General features: G+C 65.0%; 13 protein-coding genes and 1 riboswitch. Of the genes, 5 read left to right on the top strand and 8 right to left on the bottom strand.

What is annotated here, in order from left to right:
- Window position 1: 1 nt before the first annotated feature.
- The gene (locus JKL45_RS10795) at window positions 2-1,306 is read right to left on the bottom strand and encodes a hemolysin family protein (RefSeq protein ID WP_201861133.1); all 1,305 of its coding nucleotides are present in this window, start codon (window positions 1,304-1,306) and stop codon (window positions 2-4) included.
- A gap of 164 nt (window positions 1,307-1,470) precedes the next feature.
- Window positions 1,471-1,561, top strand: a riboswitch (glycine riboswitch).
- 158 nt (window positions 1,562-1,719) lie between these two features.
- Here JKL45_RS10795 and gcvT point away from each other — a divergent pair.
- The 5 genes from gcvT to gcvPB are packed head-to-tail and all read left to right on the top strand — an operon-like array spanning window position 1,720 to window position 6,687.
- Window positions 1,720-2,868, top strand: coding sequence for a glycine cleavage system aminomethyltransferase GcvT (gene gcvT, locus JKL45_RS10790; RefSeq protein ID WP_201861132.1), 1,149 nt, complete (start codon window positions 1,720-1,722; stop codon window positions 2,866-2,868).
- A 23-nt stretch (window positions 2,869-2,891) separates the two neighbouring features.
- A complete protein-coding gene (gcvH, locus tag JKL45_RS10785; protein WP_201861131.1) occupies window positions 2,892-3,266 on the top strand; it encodes a glycine cleavage system protein GcvH in 375 nt (124 codons plus the stop codon).
- 14 nt (window positions 3,267-3,280) lie between these two features.
- Entirely contained in the window at window positions 3,281-3,757 is a 477-nt protein-coding gene (locus JKL45_RS10780) for an OsmC family protein (protein WP_201861130.1), read from the top strand.
- Window positions 3,758-3,778: 21 nt separating this feature from the next.
- Window positions 3,779-5,119: an aminomethyl-transferring glycine dehydrogenase subunit GcvPA gene (gene gcvPA / locus JKL45_RS10775; RefSeq protein ID WP_201861129.1), complete on the top strand. Its 1,341-nt coding sequence runs from the start codon at window positions 3,779-3,781 to the stop codon at window positions 5,117-5,119.
- Window positions 5,119-6,687 (top strand): aminomethyl-transferring glycine dehydrogenase subunit GcvPB, encoded by a 1,569-nt coding sequence (gene gcvPB, locus JKL45_RS10770; protein WP_201861128.1) that lies wholly within the window; start codon window positions 5,119-5,121, stop codon window positions 6,685-6,687. Before gcvPA ends, gcvPB begins: the two co-directional genes overlap by 1 nt.
- A gap of 104 nt (window positions 6,688-6,791) precedes the next feature.
- Here gcvPB and JKL45_RS10765 read toward each other — a convergent pair whose 3' ends face one another.
- From JKL45_RS10765 to smc, 7 genes are all read right to left on the bottom strand, one after another.
- Entirely contained in the window at window positions 6,792-7,442 is a 651-nt protein-coding gene (locus JKL45_RS10765) for an HAD family hydrolase (protein ID WP_201861127.1), read from the bottom strand.
- Window positions 7,443-7,509: 67 nt separating this feature from the next.
- On the bottom strand, window positions 7,510-7,995 hold the full coding sequence (locus JKL45_RS10760; protein ID WP_201861126.1) for a F0F1 ATP synthase subunit B family protein: 486 nt from the start codon (window positions 7,993-7,995) through the stop codon (window positions 7,510-7,512).
- A gap of 13 nt (window positions 7,996-8,008) precedes the next feature.
- Window positions 8,009-8,557: a F0F1 ATP synthase subunit B family protein gene (locus tag JKL45_RS10755; RefSeq protein ID WP_201861125.1), complete on the bottom strand. Its 549-nt coding sequence runs from the start codon at window positions 8,555-8,557 to the stop codon at window positions 8,009-8,011.
- 228 nt (window positions 8,558-8,785) lie between these two features.
- Entirely contained in the window at window positions 8,786-9,010 is a 225-nt protein-coding gene (locus JKL45_RS10750; protein WP_150949349.1) for a F0F1 ATP synthase subunit C, read from the bottom strand.
- 54 nt (window positions 9,011-9,064) lie between these two features.
- Window positions 9,065-9,793: a F0F1 ATP synthase subunit A gene (locus JKL45_RS10745; protein WP_201861124.1), complete on the bottom strand. Its 729-nt coding sequence runs from the start codon at window positions 9,791-9,793 to the stop codon at window positions 9,065-9,067.
- 53 nt (window positions 9,794-9,846) lie between these two features.
- Entirely contained in the window at window positions 9,847-10,218 is a 372-nt protein-coding gene (locus JKL45_RS10740) for an AtpZ/AtpI family protein (protein WP_190844924.1), read from the bottom strand.
- A gap of 207 nt (window positions 10,219-10,425) precedes the next feature.
- Window positions 10,426-13,884, bottom strand: coding sequence for a chromosome segregation protein SMC (smc, locus tag JKL45_RS10735; RefSeq protein ID WP_201861123.1), 3,459 nt, complete (start codon window positions 13,882-13,884; stop codon window positions 10,426-10,428).
- Between the last annotated feature and the right edge of the window lie 26 nt (window positions 13,885-13,910).

Here is a 13,910-nt window from a genome sequence, read left to right as displayed (position 1 = left end):
CTCAGTAAAGGACGGCTGCGCCCGCTCTTTGGTTGAGGGGAGCGGCCAGCACCTTGTCGATCCGGCGCTCGTCGAGGTCGATCACCTCAAAGCGCCAGCCGAAGGTCTCCACGTGTTCGCCCGTGGTCGGCAGGTGCTGCAGCTCGCTGATCACCAGGCCGCCCACCGTGTGATAGCTGCGGGTCTCGGGCAGCGTCACGCCGAGGATCTCGGCCATTTCGTCCACCGGCATGGAGCCTGCGAGCAGCCAGGAGCCATCCTCGCGCCGGACGGCATCGGGCTCCGGCGTCTCGCCGTCAGACCGGAACGCGCCGACGATGGCCTCCAGGGCATCGGCCGGGGTTACGACCCCTTCGAAATGGCCGTATTCGTCATGGACCAGCGCCATGGGCACCTCGGCATCCCTGAGGATTGCCAGGGCATCCAGAGCATAAAGCGTGTCCGGAATGACCGGCGCCTGCTGCAGGTGGCTGCGGATGTCGAGCGGCTGGCCTGTCAACAGGGCCGCCAGAAGCTCCCGCGATTGAACGACGCCGATCACGTTGTCGGGCGTGCCCTCGCTCACCGGCAGGCGGGAATGCGGGGTCTCGATCAGCAATTGGCGGATCGTCTCCTCACTGTCCTCGGTGTCGATCCAGTCCACGTCCGTCCGGGGCGTCATGAGGCCGCGCACAGTGCGGTCGCCGAGGCGCAGCACGCCCGAGATCATGCGGCGCTCCTCCTCCTCGATCACACCCGCGCTCTCGGCCTCGCCGACGAGCATCTTGATCTCCTCTTCGGTGACGGTCGAGGAATCGTCGGACTTGGTGCCGAAGAGGCTGAAGATCAGGCTGGTGGAGGCGTTCAGAAGCCAGACGGCCGGGGCTGCGACCTTCGAGACGACCAGCATCAGCGGGGCCATGGCGCAGGCGATGCCCTCCGGGTGACGCAGGGCCAGCTGCTTGGGCACGAGCTCGCCGATCACGATGGACAGATAAGTGATGATGCCGATGACGATGCCATAGCCGAGAGGTTCGGCCGCGCCTTCCGGCATGCCCTGGGCTAAGAAGATGTCCGTCAGCCTGCCGCCCAGCGCAGCACCCGAGAAGGCACCGGCCAGGATGCCCACCAGGGTAATGCCGATCTGGACCGTTGAGAGGAACCGGCCCGAATCCTCCATGAGGGTCAGGGCCGTGCTGGCGCCCGAGCGGCCCTGCTCGGCCATGGCCTTGAGCCTGGGCCGGCGGGCGGACACGATGGCAAGTTCGGAAAGAGCGAAGACGCCGTTGAGGGCGACGAGGGCGATAGCGATGATCAGTTCGAGCAACGATGCGTGGAGCTGCTGACCGGATCAGGCCGCGCTTCTCCCCTTCTGTGACAGATGGCCACTAAGATGGAGCCTCGGAGGCCCGCCGTCAATTAAAGGGTGAACAGGCCTGCCTTGCTTTGTTGACAGGAGGGCAATTCCTCTTCAGAGCTTAAAACCAGCCGATGATCCCCGCGGAAGAGACCGGACTTCGTGTCCGGCGCCGAAGGCGCAACCGCCCCGGAAACGCTCAGGCCAAAGGACCGCGCGGGAGCTGGCACTCTGGAAAGCGACGACGTTTGAAAGCGTCGTCCACCGACGGGCGTAACCTGGGGCTTCGGCTTCCAAGGGAAATCTCTCAGGTCTCGGGACAGAGGGGGCGCAGAGCAACGGGCCGCAAGGCTCGATGAAACGCGCACCTTTGAGGGACACCGATGGCCGAGCCAGCCCACAGCGACGAGCCGCTCCTGAAAACACCGCTCCACGCGGAGCATGTGGCGCTTGGCGCCCGCATGGTGCCGTTCGCCGGCTACGACATGCCGGTGCAGTACCCAACCGGCATCATGACCGAGCATAACTGGACCCGCGAGCATGCGGGCCTGTTCGACGTCTCGCATATGGGTCAAGCTTTCCTCGTTACCGAGGACAAGAGCCACGAGACGGTGGCCAAGGCTCTCGAAGCGATGATTCCCGCCGATGTCGCGAACCTCAAGCCCAACCAGCAGCGCTATTCGCAACTCCTCGCCGATGACGGCGGCATCCTCGACGACCTGATGGTGACCCGCGTTGGCGCTCCCGGTCACGAAGGCTGGCTCTATCTCGTCGTGAACGCCTCGATGAAGGAGCAGGACTACGCTCATATCCAGGCGCGCCTGCCGAAGGGCGTGAGCCTGAACCGCAAGGACAACCTCGGCCTGATGGCCCTGCAGGGTCCTTCCGCGGAAGCCGTTCTCGCGAAACTTTCGCCTGAAGCTGCCGCGCTTTCCTTCATGATGTCCGCCGACGTGCAGATCGACGGGATCTGGTGCCACGTCTCCCGCTCCGGCTACACCGGCGAGGACGGTTTCGAGATCTCCTGCAAGGGCGAGGATGCGGCGAAGCTCTGGCGCGCGCTTCTTGCGGATCCGGAGGTGAAAGCCATCGGCCTCGGCGCACGCGATTCGCTGCGCCTCGAAGCGGGCCTGTGCCTCTACGGCCACGACATAGACACCACCACGTCGCCCATCGAGGCGGGCCTGATCTGGTCGATCCAGAAGCGCCGCCGCGAGGAGGGGGGCTTCCCCGGTGCCGAGCGCGTTCAGCGCGAGATCAAGGACGGTGCTTCACGCGTTCGTGTCGGCATCAAGCCCGAGGGCCGCGCTCCAGCTCGTGAAGGCAGCGTCATCACCACACCAGACGGACGCGAGGTCGGCATCGTGACCTCCGGCGGCTTCGGCCCCACGGTCAACGGTCCGGTCGCCATGGGTTATGTGGTCAAGGACGCGTCCGTCGTCGGCACCGACCTGCATCTCATCGTTCGCGGCAAGCCGCTGCCGGCCAAGGTCGCGGCCATGCCGTTCGCTCCCCATCGCTACAAGCGCTGACACTAGACAAGAGGGAATTCAACATGACCACGCGCTACACCAAGGACCACGAATACATCCGCGTCGAAGGCGATGCGGGCATCGTCGGCATCTCCGATTACGCTCAAGGCCAGCTCGGCGATGTCGTGTTCGTGGAACTGCCGAGCGTCGGCAAGAGCCTGTCGAAGGGCGATGAAGCGGCCGTCGTCGAGAGCGTGAAGGCAGCCAGCGAAGTCTATGCCCCCGTCTCTGGCGAGGTGATCGAGGTGAACAGCGAACTCGAAGCCTCTCCCGGTACGGTGAACGAGGATGCTGCCGGCCGCGGCTGGTTCATGAAGATCCGTCTCACGAACGAGAGCGAGCTCGAAGGCCTCATGACCGAAGAGCAGTACCAGGAATTCGTGAAGTCGATCTCTTAAGGAACGGCAGGGCAATGGCACACGAATACACGGCCACCGTGGTTTGGAAGCGCGGGGAGAACGAGGCGTTCTCCGACAACAAATACAGCCGCGGTCACCAATGGTCGTTCGATGGCGGCATCACAGTGTCGGGATCGTCGTCGCCCTCCGTCGTGCCGCTGCCGCTTTCGCGCGAGGATGCGGTCGATCCCGAAGAAGCTTTTGTGGCGGCAATCTCGAGCTGCCACATGCTCACCTTTCTCGGGATCGCCGCTAAGAAGCGCTTCGTCGTTGACTCTTATGAAGACATAGCGGTCGGCCACATGACGCCGAACGACAACGGCAAGCTCTTCGTCTCGAAGGTTACGCTCGATCCGGTCATCGAATTCTCCGGCGAGAAACGCCCGACCCCGGAGCAGATCGTCGACATGCATCACCTCGCCCACAAGGAATGCTTCATCGCCAATTCCGTGCTCACGGAGATTGTCGTGAAGGGCATTCCTTCGCACTAACGAAACGAAGGTTTTTAGCCGATGCGTTATTTGCCTCTTTCCGATACCGACCGCGGCGAAATGCTCGCGCGCATCGGCGTCAAAACGGTGGACGAGTTGTTCGCCGACGTGCCGAAGAACCTGCTCCTCAAGGAGCCGATGGATCTGCCGCGCCGCAAGGGCGAGCTGGAGGTGGAGCGCATCCTCTCCCGCATGTCCGCCAAGAACATTTCGGCATCCTCCGTGCCGTTCTTCGTCGGCGCCGGCGCCTACAAGCACCACGTTCCGGCCACCGTCGATCACCTGATCCAACGCTCCGAGTTCCTGACGAGCTACACGCCGTATCAGCCGGAGATTGCTCAAGGCACGCTGCAATATCTCTTCGAGTTCCAGACCCAAGTTGCTGCGCTCACCGGCATGGAGGTGGCGAACGCCTCCATGTATGACGGCTCCACCGGCACGGGCGAGGCGGTGCTCATGGCGCATCGCGTCACCAAGCGCCGCAAGGCGGTGCTCTCGGGCGGCCTGCATCCGCATTACGCCGATGTGGTGAGGACGCTCTCCGAGATGTCGAGCGACAACGTTGTCACCATGCAGCCGGATGTGGCGGGAACCGAGGACATTCTGGCTCAGATCGACGACAGCGTGTCCTGCGTGGTCGTGCAGTCGCCGGACGTGTTCGGCAACGTGCGCGATCTGAAGCCCATCGCCGAGAAGGCGCACCAGCACGGTGTGCTTTTGATCGCGGTGTTCACGGAAGCGGTGTCGCTCGGCCTGCTCGCATCTCCCGGCAGCCAGGGTGCCGACATCGTGGTGGGCGAGGGGCAGTCGATCGGCAATGCGCTGAACTTCGGCGGGCCCTATGTGGGCCTCTTCGCCACCCAGTCGAAGTTCCTGCGCCAGATGCCGGGTCGCCTCTGCGGCGAGACCGTGGATGCCGACGGCAGCCGGGGCTTCGTGCTCACGCTCTCCACCCGCGAGCAGCACATCCGGCGCGACAAGGCGACCTCGAACATCTGCACCAATTCGGGCCTCTGCTCGCTCGCCTTCACCATTCACATGACGCTGCTTGGGGAAGCAGGCCTCTCGCGCCTCGCCCGCATCAACCATGCGAACGCGGTGAAGCTGGCGGATCAGCTGGCTTCCGTGAAGGGCGTTGAGGTGCTCAACAAGACATTCTTCAACGAATTCACGTTGAAGCTCGCAAAGCCCGCGGCCGAAGTTGTGGAGCGCTTGGCCGAGAAGGGCGTGCTCGCGGGCGTGCCCGTGTCGCGCCTGCTGCCTGGCGCCGGCCTCGACAACCTGTTGCTCGTCGCTTCGACCGAAGTGAACACCGATGATGACCGTGCGGCCCTCTGCGCCGCCTTAAAGGAGGTTCTGTGATGTTGAACCGCCAGGGACGTCCCTCTTCCGCCGGTGAAACCGGCACCACCGCGCATCCGACCTTCACCGGCAACAAGGCGCTGGCGCAGATCGAGCCGCTGCTGTTTGAGATCGGCCGCTACGACACCACCGGCGTCGACCTCGACGAGCCGGAGGATTTCAAGCCCCGCCTCGGTGGGCTTGAGCGCAAGGAGCCCATCGGCCTGCCGGGCCTCTCCGAGCCGGAGACGATGCGCCACTACGTGCGCCTCTCACAGCAGAATTACGGGATCGACACGGGCCTGTTTCCGCTCGGCTCCTGCACCATGAAGCACAATGCACGCCTGAATGAGCGCATGGCGCGCCTGCCGGGCTTCTCGGACGTGCATCCGCTGCAGCCGGTCTCCACAGTGCAGGGCGCGCTGGAGCTCATGAACGAGCTGGGGCGCTACCTCGTCACGCTCACCAACATGACCGCCGTGGCGCTGTCGCCGAAGGCCGGCGCCCATGGCGAACTCTGCGGCATGATGGCGATCAAGGCTGCCATCGAGGCCAAGGGCGAAGGCGCGACACGCAACGTGGTGCTCGTGCCCGATTCGGCGCACGGCACAAACCCAGCCACCGCAGCGCTCATCGGCTTTAAGGTGAAGCCGGTGCCGGCCCGCGAGGACGGCTGGGTTCATGTGGAGGACGTGAAGGAGCGTCTCGGCCCCGATGTGGCAGCGATCATGCTCACGAACCCGAACACCTGCGGGCTCTTCGAGCCGCAGGTGGCGGAGATCGCCAAGGCGATCCATGACGCGGGCGCGTATTTCTACTGCGATGGCGCCAACTTCAATGCCATCGTGGGCAAGGCGAAGCCCGGCGATCTCGGCGTCGACGCCATGCACATCAACCTGCACAAGACCTTCTCGACGCCTCATGGCGGCGGCGGCCCGGGCTCCGGTCCGGTGGTGCTCTCCGAGCGCCTCGCGCCGTTTGCCCCGGTGCCGTTCGTTCGCGCCGGCAAGAACGGCTTCGAACTCGTCGAGCAGGAAGCCGATGCCGCCGAGAGGCCCTTCGGCCGCATGACCGCCTTCCATGGCCAGATGGGCATGTATGTGCGCGCCCTGTCCTACATGCTCTCGCACGGTTCGGACGGCATGAAGCAGGCATCCGAGGATGCGGTGCTCAACGCCAACTACATCCGTGCCGGCCTCGCCGACCTCATGTCGCTGCCCTTCGGCAACAAGCCCTGCATGCACGAGGTGCTGTTCGACGATGCATGGCTCAAGGACACGGGCGTGACCACGCTGGACGTGGCGAAGGCCATGATCGACGAGGGGTACCACCCCATGACCATGTATTTTCCGCTGGTGGTGCATGGCGCCATGCTGATCGAGCCGACGGAGTCCGAATCGAAGGCGTCGCTCGACCTCTTCATCGCCATGCTGCGCGATCTCGCTTTTGCCGCGAAGAACGGCGACAAGGAACGCTTCACCGGCGCCCCCTACCACGCTCCCCGCCGCCGCCTCGACGAGACCCGCGCGGCAAGAAGCCCGGTGCTCAAGTGGACGCCGCCGGCGCCGGTGGCGGAAGCGGCGGAGTAAGGCTCCTCAAAGTGCAAATGCCCGGCCATGTGCCGGGCATTTTCATTTGTGATCTTGGATTCGTCATCCCAGATCGGCTTGCGCCGTCCGGGATGACGTTGTGGTCACGCGAACGCCTGCACAGTCTTCGTTAAATTGGTCATCCTCTCAATGACAATGGATGCACCCGCCTGCCGCAGCTTCTCCGCATGCTCCGGCCCGCAATGAACGCCGCCGACGAAGCCGATCACCTTCATACCGGCAGCCAGGGCGCCCTGAACACCCGCCGCTGAATCCTCAATCACGACGCAATCTTGGGGGTTCACGCTCATGCTTTTCGCGGCGTGGAGAAACAGGTCAGGGGCGGGCTTTCCTCGCTCAACCTGGGTCGCGCTAAAGATACTGTCGAAGAGATCCGATAATCCCGTCACACGCAGCGACAGCGCGATGCGCTCGGGCGTGGAGGAGGACGCCACACAGCGCGGGTAGGGAAGCGAGAGAATGGTCTCGCGGATGCCGTCGATGGGCTTCAGGTCCGTTTCAAATTTTGCGAAGAGAGCGCTGTCCAGTTGCGCGCCCAGATCGGCGGGAAGCGTGCAGGCATGCTCCGCCTCGAGACGCGCCACCATGTCCTTGAAGCTGACGCCGACGAACTTTCGCGCAATATCTTCCGCCGAATAGGGCAGCCCGATGCGGGTGAGGATCTGGGCGTCTATCTCGCAGGCGAGGGCCTCGGAATCCACCAGAACCCCGTCGCAGTCGAAGATCAGCAGCATGGTGTGCCCTCCAGCAAAAAGGCCGCCTCGAAGGGCGGCCTTTGAGATTGTTGTTGTGCAGGAAGCCTTACTGCAGCTTCGTGCGTACGTCATTGAGGCTCGACGTAACCAGCGAAGCGGCGGCGGCGCCGGTGATCTCGTCGCGCAGGACGCGCTCGGAGGCCTTGATGGCAGCGTCGACAGCGGCGGCGCGCACCTCGGCGGAGGCCTGCGCCTCGGCCTGGGCGATCTTCGCCTCGGCCGTGGCGGTGCGGCGCTTCACGAAGTCGGTCATCTTCTCCTGCGCCTCGGCGGCAAGGCGCTCGGCCTCGGCACGGGCGTTGGAAACGATGTCGGCAGCCTCGCGCTCGGCGGCGGCGCGCTTGGACTCGTATTCCTTGAGAAGCCGTTCAGCATCCTGGCGCAGGCGCTTGGCCTCGGCCAGTTCGTCGGCAATGCGCTTGCCGCGAGAGTCGAGCTGGTTCATCACCTTGCCCGGGACGCCGAGATAGAACATCAGGCCCCAGAAGATGACGAAAGCGACCCCGACCCAGAATTCAGCGCTTTGGAACATGCGGATCTCCTGATCAGGCCTTGATCTGGTTGAGAGCGGCTTCGACCTTCTGCGGGGCCGGAGCCTTGCCGGTCAGGCGCTCGATGATGGCGGAAGCCGTGTCGCGGGCGATGGCGTCCACGTGGCTCATGGCCTCGGACTTCTTGGACGAGATCGTCGCCTCAGCCTCTGCGAGGCGCTGGTTAAGGTCGGCTTCAAGGGCCTTGCGCTTGACATCGCTCTCGGCGGAGAGCTTGGCGCGGGTTTCCTGGGCCAGAGCCTGAGCGCGGGTCTTGGCCTCAGAGAGCGACTTCTCGTAGGCCGTGCCTGCTTCTTCCGCGCGGGATTTCATGGCAGCCGCGTCGTCGAGATCGCTGGCGATCATCGCGCGGCGATTCTCGATAATTCCGCTCAGGCGCGGGAGGACCAGCCGTGAGAGCAGGGTGTAGAGCACCACGAAGGTGATCGCCAACCAGAGGAGCTGACCGGCATAGGTCTCCGTCTCAAAGGGCGGAAAGCCGATATCCTCGTGAGCGCCGCCGGGGGCCTCTGTTGTGGCGTGGTTCGTCTGAGCCTGAGCCATGGAGCAGATCCTAAAGAACGTTCCTAGCATCGGACCCAAAAGTGGAATGCACTTTTGGGATTGATTCGATGCTCAATCCCTAAACTGGCGTATCGTTCAGCGCGGAAAACCGGTTCCCACTTTTCCGCACGATACGCCGGAAACATGAATGACGGCGGTTCAATCCGCCGTCACCCCTGTCGAGGCGAAGCGCTTGCGCGCCTCGACCTCCCGATCACCGTCTTGAGATTAGGTGAAGAGCAGAACGAGAGCGACGACGAGACAGAAGATGCCGAGACCTTCTGCGAGCGCCGCACCGATGAAGGCGCGGGCGAACTGGCCGTCAGCTGCCGACGGGTTGCGCAGGGCGCCCGAGAGGAAGTTGCCGAAGATGTTGCCGACGCCCATGGCGGCGAGACCCATGCCAATGCAGGCGAGGCCCGCGCCGAGGTACTTGAAAGCAACCGGATCCATTGTGATCTCCTTGGGAATAACGTGATCGGGAGGGAAGGTTAACTCAGCGCAGACCTAGTGGCCCGGGTGCAGCGCGTCGTTGAGGTAGATGCAGGTCAACACCGTGAAGACATAGGCCTGCAGAGCGGCGACGAGGAACTCGAGCGCCATGAGAGCAACCGCCATGAGGAGCGGCAGCGGAGCGAGAATCGTCAGAGCGCCGCCGGCAGCCAGGAGGCTGACCACGAAGCCTGCGAAGACCTTCAGCGCGATGTGTCCCGCGAGCATGTTCGCGAAGAGACGCAGGGACAGCGAAATCGGGCGGGACAGGAAGGAGATGAGCTCGATGACCACGATGAAGGGCAGGAGCCAGCCCGGCACACCCGACGGCACGAAGAGGCCGAGGAAATGGGTGCCGTGCTTGACGAAGCCGTAGACCACCACGGTGCCGATCACCAACATGGCGAGCGCGAAGGTGACGATGATGTGGCTGGTGACCGTGAAGAAGCCGGGGATCATGCCGAGCAGGTTTGCGGTCAGCACGAACATGAAGAGCGAAAACACGAGGGGGAAGAACTTCATCCCCTCCTTGCCGGTGGCATCGACCAGCGTGTTCGCCACGAAGTCGTGCAGCACCTCGGCGACCGACTGAGAGCGACCCGGAACGACGGCGCGCTTACGGGTGGCGTAGAGAAGACCGCCTACGATCACGGCGGCGGCGCCAATCATGAAGGCGGACGAATTGGTGAAGTTGATGACCGGAATAAGGGGCTTGATCTGGAATTGTTCGATCGGGCTCGCCATGATCCGCTCTCAAAAGTTCGCTGTTGCCAATGCCATACGGCGTTCGAAGTCCGTCACCGCTTGTCGTCATGCCGGGCGGGTTTGACCACCCCGGCAGCTCGCATCAGATTGAGCATCCCGGCACAGAAGCCGAGTATCAGACAAACGATCAGACCCCAAGGGGAAGATCCGAACAGGTAGTCGACGATCCAACCCAAGATCCCGCCGGCCGCAACTCCTGCAACAAATTCGGCCGAGAGCCTGAAGGCTTGGCCGAGAGCAGTGGAATTGGACGTCGGGCGGGCACGAGGTTCCGACTCGGCTCGTTGAACGGATGCTTGAGAGATCCGCGCATCGAGTGATTTCAGTCTCGCTGACAGGTCGGCATCATCGGCGCTGCTCGGTTTCCGCTCATTTTCACCGTTCCGCTCGTGAGGGTCCGCCATTGCGATCTCCTGTGAAGCGTTACGGGAAAATTCCTGGAAGACCAGCCCCGAAAGCCGGGCGCACCATATGAGCGGGGGTCCCCCCTGTCAAGAACCGTCTGAAAAGAACTAAGTAATTGATATTCTTGTCTTATAGACGTTTCCGCACAAGCTGCAGCGGAAAGCGCACATGTTTTTGAGGTGGAAGCATGGCAAGGCCTGAAAGCCTTAGGCCACCTCAAGAATACGCTCGGCGCTCTGCAGGTCCACGGAGACCAGCTGAGAGACGCCGCGCTCGGCCATGGTGACGCCGAACAGGCGGTCCATCCGGGCCATGGTGATTGGGTTGTGGGTGATGACCACAAACCGGGTCTCGGTCTGGCGGGACATGTCCTCCAGGAGGGCGCAGTAGCGCTCCACATTGGCGTCGTCGAGGGGCGCGTCAACCTCGTCGAGCACGCAGATCGGCGACGGGTTCGTGAGGAACACGGCAAAGATCAGCGCCGTGGCGGTCAGCGCCTGCTCGCCGCCGGAGAGCAGGGTCATGCTCTGGGGCTTCTTGCCGGGCGGACGGGCGAGGATTTCAAGGCCGGCTTCCAGCGGGTCGTCCGAATCGACCAGGGTCAGCTCGGCCGTGCCGCCACCGAACAGGGTGCTGAAGAGCTGCTTGAAATGGTTGTTCACCACGTCGAAGGCGGCGAGCAGCCGCTCGCGGCCCTCGCGGTTGAGGCTGCCGATGGCCTGGCGCAGACGCTTGATGGCCTCGACGAGGTCGTCCCGCTCGCTGGTGATGCCGTTGTACTTGGTTTCGAGTTCGGTCAGCTCCTCGTCGGCGCGCAGGTTCACGGCGCCCAAGCGCTCCCGGTCGTTCTTGAGGGAGTGAAGCTTCGATTCGATTTCCGCATGCGGCGGAAGCTCCGTGGCCTCCTTGAGGCCAGCGAGTTCGATCAGCCCGGCCGGGGTCGTCTCGAGGTTCTCCGCAATGGTGCGGGTGATCTCGGCGAGGCGCGCTACGGCGGCTTCGTGCCGGGCCTGTGAGCCTGCACGGGATTCGCGAGCGGCCGAAAGCGCCTCAAGGGCGGTGCGGGCGGTGCGGTCCGTCTCGGCGAGGCCCGTCTCCGCATCGGCGAGGTGGTCGGCGGCCTCCTTGCGCTTGGCCTCGGCCTCCTCGACTTCCGCAATCAAGGCGCGGCGGCGCTGGAGATAGGTGTCGGGGGCTTCCAGCAGACGCTCATGCTCGTCCCGGGCGCGCTCCAGGCGCTCGCCCAGGTCCTCAAAAGCCTTGGCCGCGCGGGCGGCACGCTCGGTCCACAGGCGGATATCGGCCGAAAGAGCATCCTGCCGGCGACGACGCAGCTCGGCCTCGTGCATGAGCGACTGCAGGGCGGCGCGCGCCTCGGAGGCTGCGGCCCGACGCTCGGCGACACGGGTGCGCTCCTCGAGGAGGCGACTCTCAAGATCTGGGGCCGGAGCAAGGTCCTGCAGGGCGCCTTCGGCATCCTGCACGCGCTCCAGCGCCTCCGCCTCGCTCTCCGAGAAGCGGGTCAGGCCTTCCTGCAGGGCCGAGCGGCGCTGGCCAAGTTCGGCCTCCTTGCGCTCTGCGGCTGTCAACCGGGTCCGGGCGGCATCGAGGGCCTGACGGGCCTGACGCGCGGCCTCGATGGCCTGCATCTCGTGGGACGCGGCCCTGCGGACGGCTTCGAGGGCTCCTTCGGCCTCATGGCGCAGATGCTCGGCCTGCTCGCGGGCCTCCGTCGCTTCACGCTCCAGGTCGCCGAGGCGATTCTTTTCAGCGAGGCGGCGGGCCGCCGGAGAGGGAGCCTCAGCGGCAGTGGTGAAGCCATCCCAGCGCCAGAGGTCGCCTTCCTGCGAAACGAGCCGTTGGCCGGGCTTCAGGAGGTTGCGCAGGCGGAGCCCGTCGGCCTTGCTCACGACGCCGATCTGGCGCAGGCGGCGAGAAAGCTCAGCCGGGGCGCGAGAAAGCTCTGCCAGCGAGCGGACGCCGTCTGGCAGGGTAGGGTCGCTCTCGCCGGTTCCGGTCATTTCCCAATGGTGAGGAGCCGACGGGTTGGTCGAGGCTTCGAGATCGTCACCGAGCGCAGCGCCGAGCGCCGTCTCATAGCCCTTCTCCACCGTTATCTGGTCGAGGGCAGGGGGCCACAGGTCGCCCGTGGCGGAAGTGACGAGCTTGGCGAGCGTCAGCGCCTCGGTTTCGAGCCGCTGCGCCTTGCGCTCGGCCTCGTTGAGGGGCTGGCGCAGGCGATTCTCGGCCTCGCGGGTACCGGCGAGGGTCTCGCGTGCCTCGATCACGGCCTCTTCGGCCGATTGGGCGCTTTCCTCGGCGATCGCCATCTCCTCGCGCATGTCGTCGAGGGAGGGGCCGTCCTCCGAGGAGCCCGAAAGGGCCGCGATCTCACGCTCCAGCCGCTCCTTCTCGGACCGGAAGCGGGCGGCGCGCTCCATCTCCTCGCGCACGGCACGCTCGAGGGCGGCGCGGCGGGCGTTGAGGTCGGAGGTCTGGGCCTGAAGGGCGCTTAACGATGCTTCCGCCTCGTGCAGCTCGGCCTCGGCGCTGTGGAGGCGCTCCTCGGCCTCGGTGCGGGCGTCGTCCGCTCCATCGGTGGTGAGCGCGATCTCGGAGGCTTCGGACTGGAGGCGCTCGATGGTGGCCTCGGCGTCCGTACGCTGGGCGGCCTCGCGGGCGAGGTCGCGGTTGAGGTCCCCGATATGACGTTCGAGCTCCGTCACGCGCTCCTTGGAGCGGCGCTCCTCCGATTCGAGCTCGTTGCGGGCATGGGTCAGGCGCTGCAGGGCGGCGGCTGCCGCGGCTTCCGCCTGGCGCAGGCCGGGAAGGGCATGGGCAGCGACCGCCTGGGCGGTGGCCGCGCGGGTCTGCTCCTCGGTGGCATCGGCCACGGCCTTAAGGGCCTCAGTGACCTGGCGTTCGGCCGTGGCGGCCTGCTCCCGGGCCTCGGAGAAGCTGATGGCGTACATCAGGGCTTCGAGCCGGCGGATTTCGGCGGAGAGGTTCTTGTAGCGGGAGGCCTGCCGGCCCTGGCGCTTCAGGCTCTCGATCTGGCTTTCCAGCTCGCGGATCACGTCCTCGACGCGCACGAGGTTGTCCTCGGCAGCCTTGAGGCGCAGCTCCGCCTCGTGGCGGCGGGCGTGGAGGCCCGCGATGCCGGCGGCATCCTCCAGGATGCGGCGGCGGGCCTGGGGCTTGGCCGAGATGATCTCGCTGATCTGGCCCTGGCGGACGAGGGCCGGCGACCGGGACCCGGTGGCGGCGTCGGCGAACAGGATCTGCACGTCGCGGGCGCGCACTTCCTTGCCGTTGACCCGGTAGGTCGAGCCTTCCTCGCGCTCGATCTTACGGGAGATTTCCAGGAGGTCGCTGTCGTTGAAGGCGGCGGGCGCGGTGCGCTCTGCATTGTCGATGGTGAGCATCACCTCGGCCCAGTTACGGGCCGGACGACCGCCGGAGCCGGAGAAGATGACGTCGTCCATCCCCGTGGCGCGCATGTTCTTGAAGGAGTTCTCCCCCATGACCCAGCGCAGGGCCTCGACGAGGTTGGACTTGCCGCAGCCGTTCGGCCCGACAACGCCGGTCAAGCCCGGCTCGATCAGGAAGTCGGTGGGCTCGACGAAGGTCTTGAAGCCTGCAATGCGAAGGCGCGTCAGCTTCATGGACGCGCCTTCCCGTCCCGCCCCAG

Source organism: Microvirga soli (assembly GCF_016734765.1).
Taxonomy (GTDB): Bacteria; Pseudomonadota; Alphaproteobacteria; order Rhizobiales; family Beijerinckiaceae; genus Microvirga; species Microvirga soli.
The sequence above is the reverse complement of the archived record's forward strand: the minus strand, read 5'-3'. Positions and strand labels throughout refer to the sequence as shown.